Raw genomic sequence first — 24,240 nt, forward strand, 5'->3', positions numbered from 1 at the left:
TATCTCTATTCTTCATACGCCCAGTCGATGCGGTGTTTCATGTCGCGGATAACCAGACCCTGGCTCTTGAAATACGAACGTACCTGATCAAGCTACGGCGTAGCCAGTTAAAGCTCGGTACTGGGGTGGGTGGAAGCCTAAAACAATAGCTTCTCTGGCAATGCCCCGGTTTACGAGGTCTTCAGCGACGTGTAGTTCGGTTGTGTTTTCCAAAAGCCAGACTTTACCGTCTGCTTTTAGTTGAATATGGATCAATAATGTATCAACGAATCGGCTAGGAGTGGCCCAACCCACTGCTACCAGTTGATAATGATGATTGTCACGATCTGCGATAACCAGCCGCCGATACTCTTCACCACTGATTTCCTGATCTTGATGTTCACTCAAGTACTGGCTGATAATCAAGGCATAATGACTTATTTGTTGTGCGCTATCCATTTCACAATCTGCTTATTGAGTGGTTCGTAAACAACAAAATTGAGCTTGTAGCGCTCGGCAACTACCTCAAAAACACGCTGACGGCTCATTCGTTCGTAGGTTGGTTCAGGGATGGCGAGGTATAAAAGGCGATCTGGCTCCTGCAAATCGAGATTAACCTGATATACCAGCATCTGACCTACAGCACTATGAAAATCGTAGATCAGCGAATCACCAAGGAAACTTTTCACCTCTACAGCTATTTTTTCGATTCCTCGTTCAGCGGTAATCAGCCTCTCAGCACCGAGATCCACTGTCAATGCATCTTTGAGCAAATCGGTCATGAGTCGGTATCCGTCATGCGTAACCGACCATCCATCGGTAAGTAAGGCCTGCCGAACGGCCTCGTGAAAGAGGTCCTTTGCCATTACTCTTCGTACGCCCAATCGATGCGGTGTTTCATGTCGCGGATGACCAGACCCTGGCTCTTGAAATACGAACGTACCTGATCCACTTTGTCGTACAGACGTTGGGTTTTGTACTCCCGGTACAGGTCCAGCATACCGCTTACCATCGCGGTCTGATCACGAGAGGTTTCTTCTTTCAGGCCCAGCACATCTTCAAAAAACTGGACGAACGTAGTCTGTAATTGCGTGAAGGCGGCCTCGCCCAGCTGCCCCATCGATACTTGTTTAGTGTCGAGCTGATTGATTTTTTTCAGCAAGCTAAACAGGTGGCCAATAGCTACGGCGGTGTTCAGGTCGTCGTTTAGGGCGTTGTACAGAGCCTGACTGTCGCGGGTAATCTCTTCGCCGTGTTTGTGGTCAATAGCCGCCCCTTCTTCCGCCTCAAACGTCATACCTTTCAACAGCCGAAGGCCATTTACAAGCCGCCGGTAGCCTTTTTGGGCTGCTTTGAGCGCTTCGTTCGAAAAGTCAAGCGTGCTGCGGTAGTGCGACTGAAGCATGAAAAACCGTACTGTCATGGGCGAATAGGCCTGGTCAAGCAGCGGGTGCGTACCGGCAAACAACTCCGACGGCAGGAACGAGTTGCCCAGCGACTTACTCATTTTCTGACCATTCACAGTCAGCATGTTTGAGTGCATCCAGTAGCGTACGGGGTCGTGATCGTTGAGGCCGTGGCCCTGCGCAATCTCGCATTCGTGGTGCGGAAACTTCAGGTCCATACCCCCACCGTGAATATCGAACTGCGTACCCAAATACTTGGTGCTCATGCAGGTACACTCCAGGTGCCAGCCCGGAAAGCCCATGCCCCAGGGTGATTTCCAGCGCATGATATGCTCCGGCGAGGCGTTTTTCCAGATCGCAAAATCGAGCGGGTTGCGCTTCTCCGACTGCCCGTCAAGTTCACGGGTTTCGTTGAGCAGATCGTCCAGAATTCGGCCCGACAGTTTGCCGTATTGCCCCCCTTCACGGTTGTACTGCTCAATATCAAAATATACCGAGCCGTTCGATTCGTAAGCCAATCCCTTGTCGATCAACGCTTTTACCGCTTCGATCTGCTCAATCATATGGCCCGTAGCAGTGGGTTCAATGCTCGGCGGTAGGGCATTGAAGGTCGCCATGACGCTGTGAAAATCGAGGGTGTAGCGCTGTACAATCTCCATCGGCTCCAGCTTTTCGAGCTTCGCCATCCGACCAATCTTGTCTTCGCCCTCGTCGCTATCACCTACGAGGTGACCCACGTCGGTGAGGTTACGGACGTAGCGCACCTTGTAGCCAATGTGGGTCAGATAGCGAAACAGCGTATCGAACGACAGGAACGTGCGGACGTTGCCCAGGTGAACATAGTTATACACCGTTGGTCCACAAACGTAGAGTCCTACGTTGGGCGCACTGATGGGTTCAAACCGTTCCTTCTGCCGGGAAAGCGTATTGTAAAGCGTAAGAGATTGCATGGAACAAAAATAGGGTTCAAGGTCCAAGGTTCAAGCGGTCCGCCGCTACGGGTCCAAAGTTGTACGAGCTTAGGTGAGATGTTGCTCCGGTAGCGTAACCTTAAACGTTGGACCTTGAACCTTGAACCCTATTTTTGCTCTATGCAATTGCTTGAAGTAGGCACTGATGCCGCCCTCCGTCGGGAATTTCTCGAATTACCCGTTCGGCTTTACAAGAATGATCCCTGCTGGATTCGTCCGCTCGATGATGACCTCGAGAGTGTATTCGACCCGAAGCGTAATAAGCTGTTTGAAACGGGCGAGTGCATCCGGTGGGTGCTGAAAAACGAGGCCGGACAAACCATCGGGCGCGTGGCCGCATTTGTGAACGGCAAAACAGTAAAGGCCGAGAAAGACCAACCGACCGGTGGCATGGGCTTTTTTGAGTGCATCGACGACCAGAAAGCCGCGTTTTTTCTCTTCGATACTTGCCGCGACTGGCTGGCTGCGCGGGGTATGGCAGCCATGGAAGGCCCGATTAATTTCGGCGACCGCGACCGGTGGTGGGGCCTGCTGGTGGAAGGTTTCGACAAAGAGCCCAACTACGGCATGCCCTACACGAAGCCCTACTACGTACCCTTTTTCGAGGCGTATGGCTTCCAGGATTATTTCCAGCAGCACACGTTTTCATTAGCCATCAACTACGACGAACTGATGGCCAACGGGATGCAGCAAAAAGTGCTGGATCGGGCGCAGGCCATTCTCGATAACCCCGAATACACGTTCGAGCATATTCAGAAAGACAAGCTGCCCCAATACGCCGCCGACTTCGCCGAAATCTACACCAAAGCCTGGGCCAAAATTCTGGGCACGCCCGACATGACCACCGACAAGGCCCTGAAGCTGATGCAGCAAATGAAGCCGGTGATGGAAGAAAACCTGGTCTGGTTTGGCTACCACGGCAGCGGCCCAACCCGAAAGCCGGTGGCATTTTTCATTATGCTGCCCGAACTAAATCAGTATTTTAAGCACGTCAACGGTAAGATGAACCTGCGCGGAAAGCTGACGTTTTTATATCATAAACTACTGAAACCCACCAACAAAGCCTTTGGCGTGATCTTCGGCGTGGTGCCCGACTTTCAGGGTAAAGGTATTGAATCGGCTATTGCCATTGCGTATCCTTCGCGTGAGGTATGGGGCGGCAAGAAGCACCAGTTCAACGCCCTGGAGCTAAACTGGATCGGCGATTTCAACGTGCGCATGATCCGTTTCTCCAAAATGCTCGGTGGCAAAATCAGCAAACGCCATATCACCTACCGGTATTTGTTTGATCGCAACGCTGAGTTCAAACGACATAAAGTAATCTGAAAGCTGTTTGTGTGTTTGTTCGTTTGGTTGTTGGCCGACGCATGGATTGCTAATGCGTCAGCCAACAACCAAACGAACAAACACACAAACTATCAAACATGGTTGGTCGCCATCTCGATATAGCGTTAGACAGGGGGTATTTTCGGATGCACCAGTACGTATTTACGTGCCAGTACCTGATGCTCGACGATACCGTTTGCCCCGTGCATTGGCTGCGGGTCGACCTCCGGCGGGTGCAGTTTGGCAAAAGCCAGCGGCAGTTGATCAACCGTAATAAGGCCTTTTCGGTATCGGTAACGCCCCTGACGCTGACCGGCGAGCTGACCGGCCTCTACGCCCGCTACCGGGCCAGCATTGACTTCGACGCGCCCGAATCGGTCGAGGCTTCGCTCTTCGACGGAGCACCCACCAGCAGCAGTACGTTTGATACCTACGTGATGAACGTCCGCGATGGTGACCGGCTGATTGCAGCGGGTATTTTCGACAAAGGGATGCGGACCATTGCAGGCATCATGAATTTCTATGACCCTGACTATAAGCGGTATAGCCTGGGTAAGTACCTGATGCTGCTGAAGATCAACTTCGCCCAACAACAGCAATACGACTACTATTACCCCGGCTACGTGGTGAGCTACTACCCCAAATTCGACTACAAGATCGCCGCCGCCGAATCGGCCACTGAAGTCCTCGACACCATCAGCGACCGGTGGTTGCCCTTTTCGTGGGAAACGGTAGAAGAATTAGCCGCGGAATTGATGCGGGAATAGAGCATTAAGTTTTTAATTTTAACGCTCACAAAGTACACAAAAAAATCCTAAAACATTATTTAATGAATCTAATTTATGGAAACCAAAATTCTTCAACTCTCCAATTAAATGGATCTATTTTAGCTCTTAGTTGTTTAATAAGCATCCAATAAGAATCTTCACTCAATTGAGTCCAATTCACTTGTTTTAAGTGTCCTAAGCCATCTATTTTATCGGCGATATTTGTCAATAAAACTCTATCTATAGGAGGGTGGATAACCTCACTCTTCGTACAACTTCCTGAATTACAAATGATTACTGAAGTTTTTAAATATATAGATATAATTTTAGCTGCCTGTCCATACGAAGCACTAATTCCTACTTTACCAAACTCGTTTATAATTTCTTGAGCGCAAAATTTGTGAAATGAGTCAAACTCGGCTATCGAATATATTTCGTCGCTTTTTACGAAATTTCTTAGACCTGAAGCATTAATTGCATGTTTGATACTTTTTGTATTGGTAAAATTACGCTGTACCGCCCTAGCGGCTGTCCAAGTTGCATAATTATGTCTGTGTAGGTCAAAACTATAATCATTCATAGCGATGTATATTTGGTATGGGCGTTTGAAGTGAAGGCAATATATAATAAAGTCACGAAGAAAATAGTGATGTTAACCCCTTTGGTCACTCCAAAGCCCACCTCGCCCTTCATAACCCCGCCCGCCTGCCTTACCTTTGCCGTTTCAATCAAGACACACAGCATGAGTTTACTAACGGTTGGGTCCGTGGCGTTTGATGCGCTGGAAACCCCCTTCGGCAAGACCGACAAGATCATTGGCGGGGCCGCTACCTACATCACCCTCTCGGCATCGTATTTTACCAAAGACAATAACCTCGTGGCCGTAGTGGGCGACGATTTCCCGCAATCCATGATCGACACGCTCGTGAGCCACGGTGTGAACGTCGACGGGCTGGAGATTCGGCAGGGCGAGAAAACGTTTTTCTGGTCGGGCAAGTATCACGATGACATGAACACCCGCGACACGGTGGAGGTGCAGTTGAACGTGATGGAACATTTCGACCCCATCATTCCCGACCAATACCAGGATTGCCAGTACCTGATGCTGGGCAACACCGCCCCGGCCATTCAGCACATGGTGGTGAAGCGGATGAAAAACCGCCCAAAACTGATCGTTTTGGACACCATGAACCTCTGGATCGAGATTGCCAACGCCGACCTAAAAGCCCTGCTCCGTGACGTAGATGTGCTGGTGCTGAACGACGAAGAAGCCCGCCAACTCACCGGCGATTATGCTCTGGTACGCGCGGCGGCCACCATTAAGGCCATGGGACCCAAAACGGTGATCATCAAAAAAGGCGAACACGGCGCGCTGCTTTTCCACGAAGACCGAATCTTTGCCGCCCCGGCCCTGCCGCTGGAAGAAGTGTTCGATCCCACCGGCGCGGGCGACACCTTTGCGGGCGGTTTCATCGGCCACCTCGCCAACACCGACGATATCTCTTTTGATAACATGAAACGCGCCGTGATCTACGGCTCAGCCATGGCCTCGTTCTGCGTCGAGAAGTTCGGTGCCGAACGCATTCTGAACCTCTCAAAAGAAGAAATCCAGGAGCGCGTTAACCAATTCGTACGGCTGTCGGCGTTTAGCGTGGACATGTAAAGCGAGTTTAACGTTTAACGTCCAATGTCTAAAGTTAGCTGACCAGTCCGCCGGTACGGCCAGAGTACGCCTGCGTCAGCTAACTTTAGACATTGGACGTTAAACTCACTCCTATTGCTTCTGGAAAAACCGCAACGCTTCCAGGTGCACGTCGATGTCTTTGGGGTAGTCGTGTTTGCCGCCGATGACTTTCAGGAGAACCACGTCGGGTTTGCCGGAAGCGTGGTACGTGTAACGTTCGATGGTGCGGCCATCGGTGGGGTCGGTGTCGGGGAGTTTTTCCAGGGTCGGCTGGCCTTTATACTGTGCTAAATCGGCCCAGTATGCCAACGTGCGGTCGGTAGAGAGCACGTTGCCCATGTTCATGTTTTTACCCAGAATAACCGGCCCGCCGTTATAGGGGTTGATGGGGTCTTGAGTGCCGTTAATGATCATGATTGCCACGGGTTGCCCCGTTGCCACGCAATCGAAATTGGTAGAATCGGGCAGGTTGGCAATGATGGCGGTGATAGCCCGGAAGGCATCAGGCATGGTCATGGCCAGTTTGTAGGTCATATGCCCCCCACCCGACGTACCCACGGCAAAGACCCGTTTGGTATCTACATCGTACCGTTTTTTTAGCCGCTGAATCATGCCGTCGAAAAAGGCCTGCTCGTCAACGTCTTCTACGTTGGCCTGCGCGGGCGACGCTTTGCGGCACTCGTTCCAATAATTTTTATAAGCCGACGGATATACCACCAGCGTGTTGTTGGTCCGCGCTACGCTGTCCATCGCCACCGCCGAACGCATCATGTCGCGCCCATTGCCACCCGACCCATGCAATACGAAAACAAGGTTCGGTTTACGCAATGGTCTGGTTGGTGTGTTGTAGTAAAACGACCGGTAGTTGTTTTCAATCAGTATGGAATCTTTAGTAATTTGAGCGTGTGCGTAGTTAAGAAACAGACTGATAGGCAGGAAAAGAGCAAGCCGTTTGTTATTAATTTTTATCATAATTAGCTGTCTGATGTCAGAATAATGGCTTGCATTAACGGGCCAATATGTGTTTAAAATGATCCAAGCGAATGACATTAATTTGGGGATATTCTCGCTCTTTTAATACATTGAAATCAGAGTCATTGCTTACCAAATAATCAGCACCTGAAGCAAAGGCCACGTCAGCAAATTTATCGTCGTCAGGGTCATTCCTTACCATCAGCCACTTAAAACTAGCTTCCACATGAATCACGTGAGGGGCTGAAGCCAATAGTTTGAGTACGTTTTGCGCAAGCGAAGGGCTGTAAAATTCACTCAACTTTTCCTCATACTCTGTCAAAATTTCCTGGCTGACCACCCAGTCAAAAGCACGCTCTGTGAAGGCAGTATACAGCCAATAGTGGTCACTCAAGCGGGGGATAGCAGCGATCAGACAGTTTGTATCAATGACAACACGCATAGTTTATTGAGCAGTGCGTCGCGATTGATTCAATACCCGATCAAGATCTTCCTGTGAATAGCCTTTCTGTTGCATGATCTCGTCAGCCTCATTTCCTATCAACTCGCTGTAATAGTCCATTAGTAGCTGGTGCACTTTATCCAACTCGGCTGGCTGCATTGGCCTGTCGAAGAGCCGCATAAGTGATACTTGCACAGAATTGGGGCGGTTAGCAGTTGTAAGCATGGCAAAAGATATTGTTAGCGTAATTACACGTAGTTATATGCAATTACGCTAACAATTCTTTGTTTATTCCCGTTTGCTCACACCAATTCGGCCCAGCATGACGGCCAGACCGACAAAGGCCAGCGCACCCAGCAGCATATAGCCACCTTCGCCCAGTACGCTGGCTAAAGCAGGCTCAAGGGAGAGCCTGGCCAGTGAGTTGAATACGTTGTCGTTAACGGAAAGCAGGGCTACTAGTACCCCCGCCAGCGCACCGCCCGCTACCAGACCCGTAGCGAAAAGGTTACCCCGGCTGAGGTCTTCGTCCTCTACCGATTTGTTGGCGCTTTTGGTGCGCCAGTCGGTGAAGGCTTTCACGCAGCCACCAGCAAAAATGGGCAAGGTGGTCGACAGGGGCAGGTATAGACCCACAGCAAACGCCAACGCACTGACGCCCACCAGCTCAAACACAAACGCCAGCACAGCCCCCACCAGCACAAACTGCCAGTCGAGGTTAAACGAGAGCAGGCCTTTGATGAGCGTCGCCATGAGCGTACCCTGCGGGGCGGGAAACTTGTCAGTGCCAATGGCGTGGGTAATGCCCTTTGCCACCAGGTCAGGCGTGGGTATGTCGAGAAGTTTGACCGTGGCCCCCACGACCAGCGACGACACCACCACGCCCACCAGCAGGGCCAGTTGCTGCGACCGCGGCGTGGCCCCCACCAAGTAGCCTGTTTTCAGATCCTGCGAGGTGGCCCCGGCGTTGGCAGCGGCCACGCAAATAAGGCTACCCACCACCAGTACGGCGGGTTCGTAGGTACGCCCCGTGAGACCTATACCAATGAAAATCAGAGCCGTACCCATAATGGTGGCGATGGTCATACCCGACACCGGCGACGAACTTGACCCGATCAAACCCACAATGCGGCTGGCAACGGTGACAAAGAAAAAGCCGAATACCAGTACCAGAATGGCAATCAGCAGCTTAGTCAGATATGTGTCGCCGGGAATTTGGGGGAGCAGCACCATCAGCAGGGCCAGTACCACACAGCCGACAATGACAAAGCGGCCACTCAGTTCTCGATCCGTACGCAAAACGCCACCGGGTTGCCCGGCCAGTTCGGCATTAGAACCGGCTCCTTTTCCGATAGACGCTTTAAACGAAGACACGATGGTCGGGATGGTTTTCAGCAAGGTCATAAAACCGCCCGCCGTAACAGCCCCGGCCCCGATCTGGCGAATGTAGGCGCGGTAGATGGCGGCGGCAGTATCGGTAAACGTTTTGGTTTCGGGGTGCCAGCCGCCGGGACCACCCGCTTTGGTGAGGTCAGCGAGGTAGCCGAGTTTATTCAGCTGCAGGGCGATGGTTTCACCCGGCACTACTGAGGCCAGCAGCGGAATGATACCCAGCCACGCCAGAAAACCGCCGCCTACCAGCACCGCCGAAATACGAAAACCAATAATGTAGCCCACGCCCAGGTACTCCGGCGTGATCTCACCCGCCACCTGCGCCGAGGGGAAATAGCGGTTGGCCTGCTTGGTGGCCCAGACCGGCACTTCGGCAATCACATGCAGTACTTTTTGTAGTGCGGCATATAAAAAAGCCACGCCCAGCCCCAGATAGGCCGTTTTGGCAAAGTCGCCACCTTTTTCACCCGCGATAAGTACTGAAGCACAGGCGGTGCCTTCGGGATACGGCAGGGTGTCGTGCTCCTGCACAATTAGCGACCGACGCAGGGGCACCATCATGAGCGTGCCCACCAGCCCGCCCACAATAGCAAGGGTCAGAATAGTCCAGTAGTTAAAGAAATCGGCAGAGGCGCCGTCGGTGAGGAAGAGAAAGCCGGGCATGGTAAACACCACCCCCGACGCGATGCTTTCGCCGGCCGAACCAGTAGTCTGGATGATGTTATTTTCCAGGATGGTAGTACCCAGAAACCGCCGCCCCAACGAGATAGCCAGCACCGAAATGGGTATCGATGCCGACACCGACAGGCCCGCTTTGAGGGATAGATAGACTGTGGCAGCCCCAAAGAGCACGCCAAAGAGCGCACCCACCACGATGGCTTTCATCGTCAATTCGGCAGGAGATTCAGATGCAGGGATGTAGGACAAGGAAAGGGAGTTTAAAGTTTATGGTACAAAGTCCAAAGTTGCTTCGCCTTATGGTAATTCCAAGCACAGGCGGTGCAACTCGGTCAATGAAAAATGCATCATTTGGTTCTTAGGCCATACCCATGAAAAAACTAGCTGTTGCTTTGCTGCTCTTGCTGATTGCCTGTCGCCAAACGGCCACTACGCCAACCCCGGCGCCCCCCGTTGCCTATAACTTCAAGGCTGTTGATCAACTGGTTACAGACAATATTGGCTTGTATAATAACAGTGTGGCGGTCTTGGTGTCTCAGAGTGGTCAGGTTATCTACAAAAAGAATGTGGTCTTCGATGAGAACACGTCGCGCAACATTGCCTCAGCATTGAAGTGGTTGTCGGGTGCTGTGATCATGGCACTGGTCGATGAGCAAAAACTGGCTCTGACAGATACGCTGGGGAGGTTTCTGCCTATCTTCACGAAGTATAAAAAAGGCAACATTACCATCCGGCAGTTATTTTCGCACACCTCCGGTTTCCCCGGCGACTCACCACAAGGCTACGAAAACAGCCGAACGCTGAGTCTTGCACAAGCCGTTGATTCACTGGCCGTTTACACCAAGCTCATCAACGCGCCGGGCACGACTTTCTACTACGGTGGGGTGGGTATGCAAATTGCCGGACGTGTAGCCGAGGTAGTATCGGGAAAAGCCTGGCAGACGCTGTTCAACGAGAAGATCGGCACACCCTGCGAACTTCAGGCCACTTACAACCCCGGCAATCCGGGCAACCCACTCATCGGCGGTGGCGTGGTCACGTCGGCGCGGAGCTACCTGAATTTTCTGGAAATGCTGACGAACAGCGGTCTCTATAATGGTAAACGAGTGCTAAGCGAAGCCGCCGTGAAAACGCTGATTACTGACCAGACTAACAATGCCACGATTCAGTACACGCCCTATCCGGCCAATCTGTATTCGCCTTACAAAACGGCACCCGTGCGCTACGGCATCGGCAATTGGCTCGATGTGGTCGATGGCTCTGGAGCAGTGGTTGAAAGCAGTAGTCCAGGTGCATTTGGCACCCACCCCTGGATTAACTACAAAACCAAAACCGCCGGCATCATCTTCACCTTCGCCGATTTTAAAACCACCCAACCCGCCAGCCTGCAAATTCGCGAGGCTATTCGGAGTATTGTGAAGTGAGTTTACTGTTTTTGTCATCCCGACAAAGGAGGGATCTACTTTCCTCATTCAAAGCCTATTTGTAGGAAAGTAGATCCCTCCTTTGTCGGGATGACAAAAACAGTAAACAGCAAACAGAAGATAGAAAACTCACTTTAAGTATCCCGCCATTTCCTGCTGAATGGCCTTCGCTTCGGCGGCGGCGGCCTGGGCGAAATCGGGGCCTGATGAGGCGTAGAGGATACTACGCGACGTATTGACGAGCAGGCCACCGTCGGGGGTAAGCCCGTTTTTCGATACCTGTTCCAGCGAACCGCCCTGCGCACCCACGCCCGGCACAAGCAGAAAATGGTGGGGGGCCAACTCGCGAATGTGGGCAATCTGTTCAGCCTGGGTGGCCCCTACCACAAACATCAATTGCTCATGAGTGGCCCAGGACTGCGCTTTCTCGATAACCGTTTCGTACAATTCCTGCGTTTCATTGTCAACGAGTTGTCGCTGAAAATCGGCACTGCCGGCGTTGCTCGTCAGGGCCAGCAGGATCACCCATTTGCCCGGGTAATTCAGAAACGGCAGCACCGAATCGTGCCCCATGTAGGGTGATACGGTGACGGCGTCGAAGTCAAGACCGGCGGCGCTTTTGTCGAAAAAGGCACGGGCATACAGGTCTGAGGTATTGCCAATGTCGCCGCGCTTAGCGTCGGCGATAGTGAAGCAATCATCAGGGATATAGTCGAGGGTTTTTTGCAGGCTTTCCCAACCGCGCGGACCCTGCGCTTCGTAAAAAGCAATGTTCGGTTTATAGGCAACTGCATACTCGACAGTGGCGTCGATGATGGCCTTGTTGAAGGCAAAAACAGGGTCTGGATCGTCCAGCAGGTGTTTTGGCAATTTCGTCAGGTCGGTATCGAGGCCAACACAGAGGTATGATTTTTTCGATTTAATAAGTGCCGAGAGTGCCTGATAATTCATAGGGATGTGGCCGTGTTTACTGCTTTTCCACAATCAAAAGTACGAACGTAGGGCAGGGAAGTCTATTTTTGCGATTGATTCGTCCTCGAAATAACCCATGCAAGTACGTCCAACGGCCATCGACGGCCTCATCGAATTAACACCCCGCATTTTTCACGATGAGCGCGGGCACTTTTTCGAGTCCTACAACAAGCCGCTGTTCACCTCACTGGGGTTGCCAATGGACTTTGTGCAGGACAATCAGTCATTCTCGACAAAAGGCGTACTGCGCGGTTTGCACTTCCAAAGCGAGCCATTCGCACAAGGCAAACTCGTCCGCGTAATTACGGGCAAGGTACTCGATGTAGTGGTCGACATTCGGCCCGATTCGGCCACGTTCGGGCAACACGAGACATTTGTACTCGACGCCGCCCTGGCCAATATGGTGTGGGTGCCGGAAGGTTTCGCCCACGGCTTTGTAGCGCTGGAAGACAGCATTTTCAGCTATAAATGCACCAATGTCTACAACAAACAGGCTGAAGGGGGTATTCTCTGGAACGACCCCGACCTGGGCATCGACTGGGGCGTCACCAACCCCAACGTCTCCGAAAAAGACCTGATCCTGCCCACGTTCAAGTCGTTGTTTGCAAAAGTCTCGTAGGGGCGACCCGTCGTGGCCGCCCGATCTTGAGCACGACAGTGGCCGCGTAGTATAATCATACAAAAAAGGTCGTTACCAATCTCACACAGATTGGTAACGACCTTTCGCTTTTACGTCTATCAGCGGTCCTTCCGAGTGCGGGCGGCCACGATGGGCCACCTCTACTTTTCAAACATTTCTTCAACCACCTTGCGGCCTACCTTCCGGGCCGAGAGGGGATTTTGGCCTGTTACCAGACGTTCATCTACTTCAATATAGGGCATGTATGGAATAAGCGCCTTGCTGTAGATAGCACCGCGTTGTTTGAGAGCATCTTCGAGCAAAAACGGCACCTCTTCGGCCAACCGCACGATTTTCTCTTCCATATTCGAAAAGCCCGTCACCTGCTTGTTGGCGATAAACGAAGTACCATCTGATAACGTCACGTTGAGCAGGCCAGCCACCCCATGACATACCGCTGACACCATGCCGCCGTGCTCGTAGATGTAGCGCGTAATGGATTGCAGCGTGGCATTATCCGGAAAGTCCCACATCGTACCGTGTCCACCAGTAAAGTAAATGATCTGGTAATCAGCCGGATTGATCTGATCGGGACGCAGAGAGTTGGCCAGTTTCTCCTGAAACGCCGGGTTATGCATCCATTTCTCGTTGGTCGTATCGCGCGATTCTATACTACGCTCGTCGAGCGGAATAGGCCCGCCATTGGGGCTGACAAAATCGAACTGAATATTCCGATCCTGCAATTCGTCGTAGAAATGGGTGGCCTCGCTCAGCCACAGACCCGTTTTTTGGGGCTTGGTGGGGTAATCAGTGTGGTTGGTGCAAACGATCAGGGCTTTCATACGCAGCGAGCTAGTCAGATGGGAGTGGCAAGATAGGGAAGGTTTGAGTTTAAGGTTTAATGTCTAAGGTCTAAAGTTGCTTCGCATGGTAAACGGGAGATGCCGCACCGATTCGGTAAGCGGCGGACCGGCAAAGCAACGTTAGACCTTAGACATTAAACCTTAAACTCAAACCTTCCCCTTCAAAAAGTCAGCCGTGTAGCTCACCCCTTCTTGCAGCCTCACCATTTGTTCGGGGGTGCCGGTGAAGGTAACGTACCCACCGGCATCGCCGCCTTCTTTACCCAGGTCAATGACGTAGTCGGCCGATTTGATCACCTCCATGTTGTGCTCGATGATGATGACCGAATCACCCTGATCCACCAGCGCGTTGATGGCTTTGAGCAGCTTACGGATGTCGTGGAAGTGCAGGCCCGTGGTGGGTTCGTCGAAAATAAAGAGCGTCTGACCCTTGTTTGGGTTGCCCTTGCCCAAAAACGACGCCAGTTTCACCCGTTGCGCCTCTCCACCCGACAACGTATTGGCCGATTGCCCCAAGCCGATATAGCCCAGGCCCACTGCCTGCAACGGAGCGAGTTTGTCGGCCATTTTGGGGTCAGCGGTTTTGAAAAAGTCAACGGCCTGATCAACGGTCATGTCCAGAATATCCGACACGTTTTTGTCCGAAAGCGTTACCTCCAGCACCTCCTGTTTAAAGCGTTTGCCGTTGCAACCTTCGCACTTCAGGTAGATGTCGGCCATAAACTGCATCTCCACTTTTACCTCGCCTTCACCCTGACAAACCTCGCAACGCCCACCATCGACGTTGAACGAAAAATGGCTTGGTTTGTAGCCCCTTGCTTTTGAAACAGGCTGATCGGCCATAACCTGCCGGAGGTAATCATAGGCTTTGATATACGTAACCGGGTTCGACCGGCTCGATTTACCAATGGGGTTCTGATCGATCATTTCGATGGCCGAAATCCGATCCAGCGACCCTTTCAACTCGGTGTATTTGCCCGCCTCTTCGCCCGTGTCACCTTTCAGTCGGCACAAGGCCGGAAACAGTACCCGCCGAATCAGGGTGGACTTACCCGACCCCGACACACCCGTGATTACGGCCATGGTGTTGAGCGGAAACTTCACGTCGACGTCTTTGAGGTTGTTCTCGCGGGCACCCGTCAGCTCCAGCCAATGCGTCGGCACACGCCGATACGTGGGCACGTCCATTTTCTCGCGCCCCGTGAGGAAGTCGAGGGTGTAGGAAGGAAAAGAGGAAAGGGGGAAGGGAGGAACGGAGGAACGAGTTTGCTCTGCGTTACCATGGCCATAACCCATTTCTCCATTTCTCCTTTCCTCCTTTCCTCCTTCAATTTCCTCCCACGTTCCCTGCCAGACCAGGTTACCGCCGCCGCTACCGGCTTCGGGGCCGATGTCGATGATCTGATCAGCGGCGCGCATGACCTCTTCTTCATGCTCCACCACAATCACGGTATTGCCCATGTCGCGGAGGGTTTCCAGCACACTCACCAGTCGCTGCGTGTCGCGTGGGTGCAGGCCAATACTGGGTTCATCCAGAATATACATCGACCCCACCAATGCCGAACCAAGCGACGTAGCCAGCTTAATGCGCTGGTATTCACCACCCGACAAGCTGTTTGTGAGTCGGTTAAGGGTCAGATACCCCAGCCCTACGCGCTCCATGTAGTCGAGGCGATTCTGGATTTCAACCAGAATCCGGTCGGCCACGCGGCGCAGGTTGGTGGGCAGTTGGAGGTCACGGAAAAACTGCGCTGTGGTAGCCAGGGGGAGCAGCACGAGGTCAGTGATGCTCTTACCACCTACTTTCACGAAGCTGGCGTCGCGGCGCAGGCGTGACCCGCGACATTCGGGGCAGACGGTTTTGCCCCGGTAGCGCGACATCATTACCCGGTACTGCACCTTAAACGACTGGCTTTCTACGAAGTCGAAAAAGCCGTTCAGACCCGTAAAATAGCTGTTGCCCGTCCAGAGCAGTTCCTGCTGTTGAGGCGTCAGTTCTTTATAGGGGCGATGAATGGGAAAGTCGAACCGAATACCGTTGCGGAGCAGGGGTTTCATGAACTCTTCGCTCATTTTTTCACTTCGCCAGGGCGCAATGGCTCCCTCAAAAATCGACAGATTTTTGTCGGGAATAACCAGGTCGGGGTCAATGCCCAATACCTTACCGAAGCCATCGCAACGGCGGCAGGCACCGTAGGGGTTATTGAACGTGAACAGGTTTACGCTCGGCTCTTCAAAAGCGATATCGTCGAGTTCAAACCGGTCCGAAAACGTGCGCGACTCGCCTGACCCAACCACCTGCACCCGGCACGAACCGTCACCTTCGCTGAAGGCAGTCTGCACCGAATCGGAGTAGCGATATTGCGTTTCCTCGTCGGGCTGGCCACTTTCATCAAAAATAACCGTACCCCGATCAATCAGGATTTCCAACGTCGCATCGGGCGATGGCAACAAGTCAAGGACTAAATCACCTTCTCGGCCTTCATCAGCTAGTTTGCCAGCTCCTTCCAGAAGGTCTTCAATCTGGAATACTTCGCCATCAGCTACCAGACGGGAATACCCCTTCTGAAGCAGGATTTTCAACTCACTGACCACGGTTCGGTCTTCGCGGGGACGAAGCGGAGCCATAATCAGCACCCGCTCATTTTCGGGTTGGGCGAAGATGAAATTAACCACGTCGGTAACGGTATCTTTCTTCACCTCACCCCCCGAAATAGGCGAGTAGGTGATGCCTACCCGGGCAAACAGCAGTTTCAGATAATCGTAGATCTCTGTCGACGTGCCCACGGTAGAGCGCGGGTTGCGTGAAGTCACTTTTTGCTCAATGGCAATGGCCGGCGACACACCCTTGATGTATTCCACCTCCGGCTTTTCCATCCGGCCCAGAAACTGCCGGGCATAGCTGCTGAGGCTTTCCACATACATGCGCTGCCCTTCGGCAAAGAGCGTATCAAACGCCAGCGATGATTTGCCTGACCCCGATAAGCCCGTGACCACTACCAGCTTGTTGCGGGGAATGGCCACGTCAATATTCTTCAGATTATGTACCTTCGCCCCCTTAATAATGATGAACTGCTTAGGGTCGAGGTGATCAACCGAATCGTTTTGTACTGCTGGCAAAACGTCGGTTTCATTAGTTTGCATCATGCGTTGGATTGGGGTAACCTTATCTAATTTTCAACGGAAATTCACGGCGGTAGGTTCTATTTCACCAATGTCATTCTACCAGGAAGATATGTACCGGTTGCTGGCGGCCCTGCTTATTGGCGGGCTGATTGGTGCCGAGCGCGAGTACCGATCCAAGGCCACTGGATTCCGCACCATGATTATGATTTGCGTGGGTGCAGCCCTGTTCACCATGATCTCAACCCGCTTCGGCGACAGCCGCATTGCGGCCAACATTGTGCAGGGCATCGGCTTTTTGGGGGCAGGCATTATCTTCAAGGAAGAGAGCCGCGTAAAGGGCCTCACCACCGCCGCCACTGTCTGGGCCGTGTCGGCACTGGGCATGAGTATCGGCGGGGGCTATTACGATATTGCACTGGTTGGTTTCGTGCTTATCATGGGGTCGTTGCTGTTTCTGAGCAAGCTCTCTTACCGCATAGCCCGGCTAAACCAAACACGTGAATATAAGGTTGTTACAGCGTATAAGAACAAGACTCTAAACCAGTACGAACGTATATTTATCGAGTCGGGCCTGTCGCCAAGCCGGGGTCCACAGCAGCGCATTGGCAACGAAATAAGCGGTCGCTGGAAGGTGTCTGGTCCCGAGAAAGCGCACGAGAAATGCATTAAGCGCCTTCTTAATGACCCCGACGTAAAGGAGTTTGTGTTTTAACCCCACCTTCATGCGAAAGACCATATGTCTGACGTTATTCATCTTGATTTTTGACTAATAACCGCCCCGGCGGACAACCATGAGATCCATCTATCGTTTACTGCTGTTTATATCATTGTTGAGCAGCGGCGTTGCCTACGGCCAAATTTCGGAAGACCCCGAAGAGCGCCGCGAACAGGGCCAAAGCCCGCTTAAATCACAAACGCCGGAAGGCAATCCACTGCCTTTCAAAGACCGACTGCGGTTTGGCGGGGGGATTTCAGCGCTACAATTCAACCCGTTTAGTATTGGCGTGTCGCCCGTGGTGGCTTATCAGGCAAGCGAACACCTGGTGTTGGGTGTAGGCGTGGGGTATACGTACTCGAATTACAAAAACTATTTCGGTGGTAACCTGAACCAGTATTCAGGCCGGGCTTTCGCCATGTACGAAATCATCCCGTCGATCCTGCCAAACCTGTACGCACACGTCGAACTCGACCAGCGTTCGTATAGCACCACAGATCAGCTTACCGTCAACGGGCGCACTACGGGTTCGGCAACGGCCACCTGGGTTGGCGCTACGTATTCACAGCCTATTGGCCGGTTGTTTGCCGCGAATTTGTCATTTCTATACAACCTGAACTACGCCAATAATGCAGACAATTATCTGCTTTTTGGTAATCAGCCTTATACAATTCGCATCTCGTTTTTCTGATTTGTTGAAGTATCCCTCAAACAACAAGAGCCACTCAGTGAGTGGCTCTTGTTGTTTGAGGCCTGTCAGAAATAGCTATTGTCTGTGTGCTGACCGTTGAATGCCAGCCAGTTGGCGTCTGTCTTATCCATCCTAGTTGATAAATGCCCGGTTTCAGCATCACCGGCACAACCATCGATTTGGCCCCTCGGGCGGGTAACCACGGCTTCAGAATAGGCCGGGGTGAAGATTGAGCGGGCAGAAGATACCAGTTGCCGACTGAACGCAGGAATAGAAACCGGGGCGTAGGCAGTGTGTCCTGCTGGAAAAACAGGGCGTCACTATTCAGAAAGCCCAGCCGCTCGGTACGGGTGGCAAACCGGGTAGTTGAATCAACGACGGGAGGGGCTTTTAGCGCAACCTCAACGCCCCATATTTCGGGTAAATCGGGCACCTGGTAAATACCCCGGCTCATGGCCATTTCCCAGCGCCGCTGCCAATCCTGGTCAAGACCAAACGTCTGGCTCATCACCGAATAATGATAGTGTTTCAGCGCCATGCCTTCGGCCACCAGCCGGTTGTATCGTTCGCTCAGCAACGGACCGTAATACAGCCATGCATTCAGCCAGAGCCAGCCTGTGAAACCAATACCCAGCAGACCAACGGCGGGTATCCAGCGTTTCGGCAGTTGCAAAATCAGCAATCCGTAAATCACAATCAGGTAGCTGATGCAAAAAATCTGGTACCGGTCGGGCACCATCAGCCCCCCGTCGCTACGGGTTAGTGCAGACGCCCCTGTGCTACAGAGTAATACAAACGCAATACCCAAAAACGGCACCATTGGGCCAGAAATGACTTTTTTGGTTTGAAGCAGCGCCCGTAGCCAACTTACCACGATTACAAGAAGTACCCCCGTGCCCAGGACCATGACCACTAGCAGCACAGGCAACAGTAACCATTTTCGCCCGTCAAAATAGGCCGCGCCCCCCGCCGCACTCAGTATGCTTTTCACAATCCAGCCAGGATGCTCGGCTGCCGTCGCCAATGAGTTTTTCGAGACAAAGGTATAGTCAATGCCAAAATAGAGGCCAATAAACACAACACCTGCTACTACCCAGGCTATTGCCCAGCGCCAGCGTTGCAACAGCAGCAACAGGACAACCGCTGCCATCCACATAAACAGGCCATTGCTGTTCGAATAGAGTACCAGTCCACCCAGTGCCAATGCGCCCATTTGCGCGGACGGTTCAGGTCGCGCGAGCAGCCGAAACACAATAACTGTCAAAAACAAGGTCACTGTGTGTTGTAGAAGGCATAACACACCCCAGACATCCTCCTGATAGGACGGTTGAAACAGCAGCAATGCCACAGGTAGTACAAGCCAGAGCGCTAACGCTGCCTCCCGAAAAATGCGGTACAGCTGCCAGAGTAACCCCACTACACTCAGGCTACCTGCCAAGGCCAGCGTTCGGTAATTGACTTGCCCTTCCAGCCAATAATCGGCCAGTACGATCAGCCGTGACAGCAGGATACGGTGGTCATTATGCTGCTCTACCAACACGCGCGCTATTTCGGATAAAGACGTGCCGGGCGTGGTGATGCGCCGGATACTGTCGATATAGAGTAGGTCGTCTACAACCGGTACGTTGATGGCATACCGGTAAATAGCCGCATAAAAAAGAGCCACCAGCAGAGCTATCAGACCAATAACCAGTCGGTCAGCAGTGCGGGTGGGTACGTGTGGGGAATAACTCATGCACAAAAAAAGGGGCCTTGCAGCCCCAAAAGTAACGGTATTGACAACAGGATTTCCTACGTCATTGTGGCTGTTTGCCGATTCACTGCCTTGGCCAACTCCCGACCTAAAATCAGGTCGGCGGCTTTTTCCGCGATCATAATAACAGGCGCGTTCGTATTGCCCGAAACAATTGTCGGCATAATCGACGCGTCGACCACACGCAAGCCCTCTATACCCCGCACCTGTAGTTGGCTATTAACCACTGAACCTTCGTCAGAACCCATCCGGCAGGTGCCCACCGGGTGATATACCGTTTCAACAATCTTTCTGATATGTGCCATTAACTCATCGTCCGATGCCAACTCAGCCGGTATCAGTGCCCGCTGCCGGAACTGGCTGAACGCAGTGGCCTGATTTATTTCCATGGCCAGTTTAGTCCCCGTCAGGAGCAGCTGCCGGTCTTTATCTGTCGACATGAAATTGGGCTGAATTACGGGAGCATCCAGGGCATTCGCTGACCGCAGCCCCACATAACCCCGACTGGTAGGTTTCAATAGCGTGGGCAAAATAGACCACCCATCCGCGTTTTTCGGAAACGTGTTGATATCGTAGAAATCAGCCTCGTAGGTATCACCCACGTGGATAGGCGCGAAATGCAGTTGCAGATCAGGCTGCGTCAACTGAGCTTCGGTGCGCACAAAGGCATTGGCTTCCAGCGGACTAATCGTGAGCGGCCCTGTTTTAGCTGTCAGAAATTGCCATAATCCCTGCAACTGTTTGTGTGGTCGCAGCCAATTGTTCGACCCTATCAGGCTACTGGCCAGTGTGCTCACGCCCGCAAATAAATGGTCCTGCAGGTTCTGCCCTACACCTGGTAAATCCAACTGTACGTCGATCCTGTGCCGTCGTAACTCATCCGCCGCGCCAATCCCCGACAGCATCAGTGTCTGCGGCGAATTAAATGAACCTGCCGAAAGGATCACTTCACGGTTGGCCCGGATAGTTTCGGTGGTCTGTTTTCCGGTAAATACCTCCACCCCTACCGCACGGCCGTTGTCAAGTACAATTCGTTTGGTATGCGCTTGCGTACGCACGGTCAGATTAGGCCGTTTCAGTGCGGGCTTCAAGAAGGCAGTGGCGGTGCTGTGCCGCTTTCCGTCTTTAATCGTGAACTGAAACAATCCGGCTCCTTCCTGCTCAGCTCCATTAAAGTCATGGTTCTCCCGAATACCCGTTTCCATGCAGGCAGCCACGAATGCATCGGCCAGCGGCGTTTTAAACCGGGTAGCATAGGTCACGTTCAACAGGCCATCACCGCTATGATACGTAGCATTGAGCCTGGCTAGCTGCTCGTTACGTTCCGACCGTTTGAAATAGGGCAGGATAGCATCATAAGCCCATCCAGCGTTTCCCTGCGCTTCCCAGGCATCATAATCAGTCCGGTTACCACGGATATAGGCCATTGCATTGGTTGAGCTACTGCCCCCCAATGTCTTACCGCGGGGAAGATACATTCGCCGCCCGTCAACGTGTTCCTGTGGCTCAGTCCAGTAGGCCCAGTCCACCGACGTTCGGTTGAGTTTGCTGTAAGCAGCCGGAATGTGAATTTCCAGTTTCTTGTCTGGTGCTCCCGCTTCCAGCAAAAGCACCGACACACCAGCCTCCGCCGACAACCGGTTGGCCAATACACACCCAGCTGATCCGGCCCCGATGATGATATAGTCGTACGACATCGTTATCTTTTTTTCGTACTAAAATTTCATCAATTTAATCAAAACATGGCAGGTCACAAGTAGGTGCTGGTTAATCTATCCAATCGAATGATCGCTGTACTGCCTTATGCCAGGACGTTAGAAGCTGTTCACGCTGTGCTGCCTGCATGACGGGCGTAAAGGTTGTATCAATGCCCCAATTGGTCGTTAAATCGGCTTTGGAAGCCCAGTAGCCTACTGCCAGTCCTGCGGCATAGGCCGCACCAAGGGCAGTCGTTTCGGTAACAATGGGTCGATCTACGGGTACGTTGGCAATATCGGCTTGAAATTGCATCAACAAGTCGTTGACTACCATGCCCCCGTCAACCCGTAGCGCTTTCAACGTCACACCCGAATCTTCTTCCATTGCTTTCAATACGTCATATGTCTGAAAGGCGGTAGCTTCGAGCACTGCGCGCGCAATGTGCTGTTTGGTCACAAAACCAGTTAAGCCTGCCATGACGCCACGCGCATTACTCTTCCAGTAGGGGGCATATAAACCAGAAAAAGCGGGTACAATATAGGCTCCACCGTTATCTTTTACCTCGGCAGCCAGGGTTTGTACATCGGCACTTGTCTGAATAATCCCCAGGTTATCGCGCAACCACTGCACCAAAGCCCCTGCAATAGCCACGCTTCCTTCCAGGGCATAATGGGGTGGCTCGTTGCCAAACTGATAGGCTACTGTGGTCAGCAACCCGCACGTCGATGGCCGAATGGCAGTGCCGGTATTCAGCAATAGAAAGCAACCTGTGCCATACGTATTTTTAGCCTGCCCTGGCTCAAAACAAGTTTGTCCGACCAGTGCCGCCTGCTGATCGCCGAGCACACCAGTGATAGACACCCCCGGCATCACTTCCGATTTCACTTCGCCAAATAGCCCGCTACTGGGTCTGATATCAGGTAACATGGCGCGTGGAATCGAGAGTGTCTTCAGCAGTTCGTCATCCCAGGCCATGGTGTGCAGGTTCATCAGTTGTGTCCGACTGGCATTGGTAACGTCGGTTAGGTGCTTTCCTCCCTGAACGCCACCCGTAAGATGCCAGATCAGGAAGCTATCCATGTTACCAAACAGCGCTTCACCCTTTTGGGCATCTTCACTTAGTCCAGGCACGTTGTTTAATAGCCAGCGCAGCTTTAGCCCACTAAAATAAGTAGCGAGTGGCAGGCCCGTTTTTTCACGAAAGCGATCGATTCCGCCATCAGCAGAAAAAGCAGCTACGTCATCGGCCGTGCGCATATCCTGCCACACTATCGCATTGTGGTAGGGTCTACCCGTAGATTTATTCCAGACTACCGTCGTTTCGCGCTGATTGGTGATACCGAGCGCAGCAACGTCTTTCAATTGTAGATTTAAATCAATCCGTGCTTTGGCAATAACTTCTAATGTGTTACGCCATATTTCGTCAGGATCATGTTCTACCCAACCTGGTTTAGGATAATATTGTGTGTGCTCTTTTTGAGCCACCGAAATAACGGTACCTTTTTGATTAAAAATCATGCAGCGCGTACTGGTTGTCCCCTGGTCAATTGCTGCAATGTAAGAAGCCATGATATAGCGGTTTAGACAGATTAATTCTTGTAAACGACCTGTAAAGAAAGCAGAAAATAACCGTCGTTATAATTAGGATCACCTCGCTGAGTACCTATTCGGTTGGAGACAAGGTCTACTTCCAGCCGTCTGTCGGCTAGCTTTTGTGCCAAAAAAGACCCGCTTGACTTGTCAACGTAGACTGTACTCACATCATCAAGGTAATCACTCAAGACGTGCGTATACCGGCCTTCTAAACGAATTTGAATATTTTTATTTACCCGAAAGGGCATACCAACCCCATACGCAATAAGCCCGGCCCAGCCAGCATAATCTACATTCTCGGTTTTTAAATCAATCAACGAAACCCGTTGACCGTTGTATAATGTAGTGGGGTTTATACTTGTGACACCAAAACTTAGCCATGCATACGGAATATTGTACTGGGGATAATCTGCCGAACGAAAATCAACGCGCAGACCAGCTGAAACAGACGAGTTGACGGATGAAAAAGATAAATTGTTGAGCTTGTTCTTGGTATACTGTTGATCTCCCCTCAACTGCGTCAAACCTGCATCAACCCTCAAACTCAAATACTCATCAATCCGATACTGTACAAGACCGCTTACGCCCCAGCCAAGCTGCAAATGAGCGATGTTGTAGCGTTCATTGAGATCACCACAATAGCGACTTGTAGATGTGGCAAATCCAATATATAAATCACCAGTATTTTCACGCCACTGAGACAAGTACCCTTGGGCATTCGCGTCGATTGGGAATATTGTACAAAACACTAGTAGTCTTATAATTAGCTTCATGATAAGGTTAGGTTACGGAAACCAAAGCTTACCTTTTTTTCACATACATTGATACTTTCTAAGTACTTTTCTTAAGTCGCAAACCGTCTTTATTAAATCTATCTACGAAAACTAGGCATAAAAAAAGCTCCTCTGCCTGGGCAGAGGAGCTTTATAAAAGACAAGGTGGCGGCCGCCTACTCTCCCGGTCGTGACACCAGTACCATCGGCAGTGCGGGGCTTAACGGCTCTGTTCGGAATGGGAAAAGGTGTTCACCCGCCCGTTGCCACCAACCAAGTTGTCATTAGCGTAACCATCGCTACGCAAAGACCAGTGTCTTGTCACTACTGGGAAGAAAACATAATCACACAAAATAGCGTAGCAATATAAAGTGTCAGTATGACTGAAGTTGTACT

The 24,240-nt window shown here is 51.9% G+C and carries 22 protein-coding genes and 1 rRNA gene; 7 read left to right on the forward strand and 16 right to left on the reverse strand.

Going from position 1 to position 24,240, the window contains the following annotated elements; genetic code table 11:
* Positions 1-87 precede the first annotated feature (87 nt).
* Genes J2I47_RS09225 through cysS form a run of 3 tightly spaced genes read right to left on the reverse strand, consistent with a single transcriptional unit; the run spans position 88 to position 2,335 of the window.
* Positions 88-438: an element excision factor XisI family protein gene (locus J2I47_RS09225; protein WP_207364267.1), complete on the reverse strand. Its 351-nt coding sequence runs from the start codon at positions 436-438 to the stop codon at positions 88-90.
* Entirely contained in the window at positions 417-845 is a 429-nt protein-coding gene (locus tag J2I47_RS09230; protein WP_207364268.1) for an element excision factor XisH family protein, read from the reverse strand. The genes J2I47_RS09225 and J2I47_RS09230 overlap by 22 nt, the downstream gene beginning before the upstream one ends.
* The gene (gene cysS / locus J2I47_RS09235; RefSeq protein ID WP_207364269.1) at positions 845-2,335 is read right to left on the reverse strand and encodes a cysteine--tRNA ligase; all 1,491 of its coding nucleotides are present in this window, start codon (positions 2,333-2,335) and stop codon (positions 845-847) included. Before cysS ends, J2I47_RS09230 begins: the two co-directional genes overlap by 1 nt.
* A 141-nt stretch (positions 2,336-2,476) precedes the next feature.
* Here cysS and J2I47_RS09240 point away from each other — a divergent pair, with 141 nt between their 5' ends.
* Both J2I47_RS09240 and J2I47_RS09245 read left to right on the forward strand, forming a co-directional pair.
* Positions 2,477-3,682 carry a hypothetical protein gene (locus J2I47_RS09240; RefSeq protein WP_207364270.1) on the forward strand — a complete coding sequence of 402 codons (1,206 nt, stop codon included), beginning with the start codon at positions 2,477-2,479 and terminating at the stop codon, positions 3,680-3,682.
* A 98-nt stretch (positions 3,683-3,780) separates the two neighbouring features.
* Positions 3,781-4,449 carry a GNAT family N-acetyltransferase gene (locus J2I47_RS09245; protein ID WP_207364271.1) on the forward strand — a complete coding sequence of 223 codons (669 nt, stop codon included), beginning with the start codon at positions 3,781-3,783 and terminating at the stop codon, positions 4,447-4,449.
* A 73-nt stretch (positions 4,450-4,522) separates the two neighbouring features.
* Here the strand turns inward: J2I47_RS09245 and J2I47_RS09250 are convergent, their stop codons facing one another.
* Positions 4,523-5,029, reverse strand: a complete 507-nt coding sequence (locus J2I47_RS09250) for a hypothetical protein (RefSeq protein WP_207364272.1) — start codon at positions 5,027-5,029, stop codon at positions 4,523-4,525.
* Positions 5,030-5,191: 162 nt separating this feature from the next.
* Between J2I47_RS09250 and J2I47_RS09255 the strand changes: the two genes are divergently transcribed.
* Positions 5,192-6,112 (forward strand): PfkB family carbohydrate kinase, encoded by a 921-nt coding sequence (locus J2I47_RS09255; RefSeq protein ID WP_207364273.1) that lies wholly within the window; start codon positions 5,192-5,194, stop codon positions 6,110-6,112.
* Positions 6,113-6,223: 111 nt separating this feature from the next.
* On the opposite strand, the gene J2I47_RS09260 is transcribed toward J2I47_RS09255, so the two are convergent.
* The 4 genes from J2I47_RS09260 to J2I47_RS09275 all read right to left on the reverse strand — a co-directional run bounded on the left by J2I47_RS09260 (position 6,224) and on the right by J2I47_RS09275 (position 9,824).
* Positions 6,224-7,105 carry a CE1 family esterase gene (locus J2I47_RS09260; protein ID WP_207364274.1) on the reverse strand — a complete coding sequence of 294 codons (882 nt, stop codon included), beginning with the start codon at positions 7,103-7,105 and terminating at the stop codon, positions 6,224-6,226.
* Between the two features lie 34 nt (positions 7,106-7,139).
* Positions 7,140-7,547, reverse strand: coding sequence for a putative toxin-antitoxin system toxin component, PIN family (locus J2I47_RS09265; RefSeq protein WP_207364275.1), 408 nt, complete (start codon positions 7,545-7,547; stop codon positions 7,140-7,142).
* A gap of 3 nt (positions 7,548-7,550) precedes the next feature.
* A complete protein-coding gene (locus J2I47_RS09270) occupies positions 7,551-7,772 on the reverse strand; it encodes a DUF8507 family protein (RefSeq protein WP_510186171.1) in 222 nt (73 codons plus the stop codon).
* A 63-nt stretch (positions 7,773-7,835) separates the two neighbouring features.
* Complete coding sequence (locus tag J2I47_RS09275) at positions 7,836-9,824, reverse strand: OPT family oligopeptide transporter (protein WP_207364308.1); 1,989 nt, start codon at positions 9,822-9,824, stop codon at positions 7,836-7,838.
* 164 nt (positions 9,825-9,988) lie between these two features.
* Between J2I47_RS09275 and J2I47_RS09280 the strand changes: the two genes are divergently transcribed.
* Positions 9,989-11,041 (forward strand): serine hydrolase domain-containing protein, encoded by a 1,053-nt coding sequence (locus tag J2I47_RS09280; protein WP_207364277.1) that lies wholly within the window; start codon positions 9,989-9,991, stop codon positions 11,039-11,041.
* 129 nt (positions 11,042-11,170) lie between these two features.
* Here the strand turns inward: J2I47_RS09280 and pyrF are convergent, their stop codons facing one another.
* Entirely contained in the window at positions 11,171-11,992 is an 822-nt protein-coding gene (gene pyrF / locus J2I47_RS09285) for an orotidine-5'-phosphate decarboxylase (RefSeq protein ID WP_207364278.1), read from the reverse strand.
* 97 nt (positions 11,993-12,089) lie between these two features.
* Between pyrF and rfbC the strand changes: the two genes are divergently transcribed.
* Positions 12,090-12,632, forward strand: coding sequence for a dTDP-4-dehydrorhamnose 3,5-epimerase (rfbC, locus tag J2I47_RS09290; protein ID WP_207364279.1), 543 nt, complete (start codon positions 12,090-12,092; stop codon positions 12,630-12,632).
* Positions 12,633-12,793: 161 nt separating this feature from the next.
* Here the strand turns inward: rfbC and J2I47_RS09295 are convergent, their stop codons facing one another.
* Complete coding sequence (locus tag J2I47_RS09295; protein WP_207364280.1) at positions 12,794-13,474, reverse strand: type 1 glutamine amidotransferase domain-containing protein; 681 nt, start codon at positions 13,472-13,474, stop codon at positions 12,794-12,796.
* Positions 13,475-13,642: 168 nt separating this feature from the next.
* Positions 13,643-16,642, reverse strand: coding sequence for an excinuclease ABC subunit UvrA (locus J2I47_RS09300; RefSeq protein WP_207364281.1), 3,000 nt, complete (start codon positions 16,640-16,642; stop codon positions 13,643-13,645).
* A gap of 67 nt (positions 16,643-16,709) precedes the next feature.
* Here J2I47_RS09300 and J2I47_RS09305 point away from each other — a divergent pair, with 67 nt between their 5' ends.
* A complete protein-coding gene (locus J2I47_RS09305) occupies positions 16,710-17,333 on the forward strand; it encodes an MgtC/SapB family protein (protein WP_207364309.1) in 624 nt (207 codons plus the stop codon).
* 79 nt (positions 17,334-17,412) lie between these two features.
* Positions 17,413-18,027, forward strand: a complete 615-nt coding sequence (locus J2I47_RS09310; RefSeq protein WP_207364282.1) for a hypothetical protein — start codon at positions 17,413-17,415, stop codon at positions 18,025-18,027.
* A 34-nt stretch (positions 18,028-18,061) separates the two neighbouring features.
* Here J2I47_RS09310 and J2I47_RS09315 read toward each other — a convergent pair whose 3' ends face one another.
* The 5 genes from J2I47_RS09315 to rrf form a co-directional block, all read right to left on the reverse strand.
* On the reverse strand, positions 18,062-19,762 hold the full coding sequence (locus tag J2I47_RS09315; protein WP_207364283.1) for a hypothetical protein: 1,701 nt from the start codon (positions 19,760-19,762) through the stop codon (positions 18,062-18,064).
* 56 nt (positions 19,763-19,818) lie between these two features.
* On the reverse strand, positions 19,819-21,477 hold the full coding sequence (locus tag J2I47_RS09320) for a GMC family oxidoreductase (RefSeq protein WP_207364284.1): 1,659 nt from the start codon (positions 21,475-21,477) through the stop codon (positions 19,819-19,821).
* A 70-nt stretch (positions 21,478-21,547) separates the two neighbouring features.
* Entirely contained in the window at positions 21,548-23,047 is a 1,500-nt protein-coding gene (gene glpK / locus J2I47_RS09325; RefSeq protein ID WP_207364285.1) for a glycerol kinase GlpK, read from the reverse strand.
* A 20-nt stretch (positions 23,048-23,067) separates the two neighbouring features.
* Positions 23,068-23,844, reverse strand: coding sequence for an outer membrane beta-barrel protein (locus J2I47_RS09330; protein ID WP_207364286.1), 777 nt, complete (start codon positions 23,842-23,844; stop codon positions 23,068-23,070).
* Positions 23,845-24,007: 163 nt separating this feature from the next.
* A 5S ribosomal RNA gene (gene rrf / locus J2I47_RS09335) occupies positions 24,008-24,118 on the reverse strand.
* Positions 24,119-24,240 lie beyond the last annotated feature (122 nt).

Source organism: Fibrella rubiginis (genome assembly GCF_017353185.1).
GTDB classification, from domain to species: Bacteria; Bacteroidota; Bacteroidia; order Cytophagales; family Spirosomataceae; genus Fibrella; species Fibrella rubiginis.

Bases quoted from the DNA above. Each gene is read 5' to 3' on its own strand.
- J2I47_RS09250 (WP_207364272.1), bottom strand. From the start codon at position 5,029: ATGAATGATTATAGTTTTGACCTACACAGACATAATTATGCAACTTGG.
- J2I47_RS09295 (WP_207364280.1), bottom strand. From the start codon at position 13,474: ATGAAAGCCCTGATCGTTTGCACCAACCACACTGATTACCCCACCAAG.
- J2I47_RS09255 (WP_207364273.1), top strand. From the start codon at position 5,192: ATGAGTTTACTAACGGTTGGGTCCGTGGCGTTTGATGCGCTGGAAACC.
- J2I47_RS09245 (WP_207364271.1), top strand. From the start codon at position 3,781: ATGGTTGGTCGCCATCTCGATATAGCGTTAGACAGGGGGTATTTTCGG.
- J2I47_RS09280 (WP_207364277.1), top strand. From the start codon at position 9,989: ATGAAAAAACTAGCTGTTGCTTTGCTGCTCTTGCTGATTGCCTGTCGC.
- glpK (WP_207364285.1), bottom strand. From the start codon at position 23,047: ATGGCTTCTTACATTGCAGCAATTGACCAGGGGACAACCAGTACGCGC.
- J2I47_RS09300 (WP_207364281.1), bottom strand. From the start codon at position 16,642: ATGATGCAAACTAATGAAACCGACGTTTTGCCAGCAGTACAAAACGAT.
- J2I47_RS09330 (WP_207364286.1), bottom strand. From the start codon at position 23,844: ATGAAGCTAATTATAAGACTACTAGTGTTTTGTACAATATTCCCAATC.
- cysS (WP_207364269.1), bottom strand. From the start codon at position 2,335: ATGCAATCTCTTACGCTTTACAATACGCTTTCCCGGCAGAAGGAACGG.
- J2I47_RS09320 (WP_207364284.1), bottom strand. From the start codon at position 21,477: ATGTCGTACGACTATATCATCATCGGGGCCGGATCAGCTGGGTGTGTA.
- J2I47_RS09310 (WP_207364282.1), top strand. From the start codon at position 17,413: ATGAGATCCATCTATCGTTTACTGCTGTTTATATCATTGTTGAGCAGC.
- J2I47_RS09305 (WP_207364309.1), top strand. From the start codon at position 16,710: ATGTCATTCTACCAGGAAGATATGTACCGGTTGCTGGCGGCCCTGCTT.
- J2I47_RS09225 (WP_207364267.1), bottom strand. From the start codon at position 438: ATGGATAGCGCACAACAAATAAGTCATTATGCCTTGATTATCAGCCAG.
- J2I47_RS09240 (WP_207364270.1), top strand. From the start codon at position 2,477: ATGCAATTGCTTGAAGTAGGCACTGATGCCGCCCTCCGTCGGGAATTT.
- J2I47_RS09265 (WP_207364275.1), bottom strand. From the start codon at position 7,547: ATGCGTGTTGTCATTGATACAAACTGTCTGATCGCTGCTATCCCCCGC.
- J2I47_RS09315 (WP_207364283.1), bottom strand. From the start codon at position 19,762: ATGAGTTATTCCCCACACGTACCCACCCGCACTGCTGACCGACTGGTT.
- J2I47_RS09275 (WP_207364308.1), bottom strand. From the start codon at position 9,824: ATGAAAGCCATCGTGGTGGGTGCGCTCTTTGGCGTGCTCTTTGGGGCT.
- J2I47_RS09230 (WP_207364268.1), bottom strand. From the start codon at position 845: ATGGCAAAGGACCTCTTTCACGAGGCCGTTCGGCAGGCCTTACTTACC.
- pyrF (WP_207364278.1), bottom strand. From the start codon at position 11,992: ATGAATTATCAGGCACTCTCGGCACTTATTAAATCGAAAAAATCATAC.
- J2I47_RS09260 (WP_207364274.1), bottom strand. From the start codon at position 7,105: ATGATAAAAATTAATAACAAACGGCTTGCTCTTTTCCTGCCTATCAGT.
- rfbC (WP_207364279.1), top strand. From the start codon at position 12,090: ATGCAAGTACGTCCAACGGCCATCGACGGCCTCATCGAATTAACACCC.
- J2I47_RS09270 (WP_510186171.1), bottom strand. From the start codon at position 7,772: ATGCTTACAACTGCTAACCGCCCCAATTCTGTGCAAGTATCACTTATG.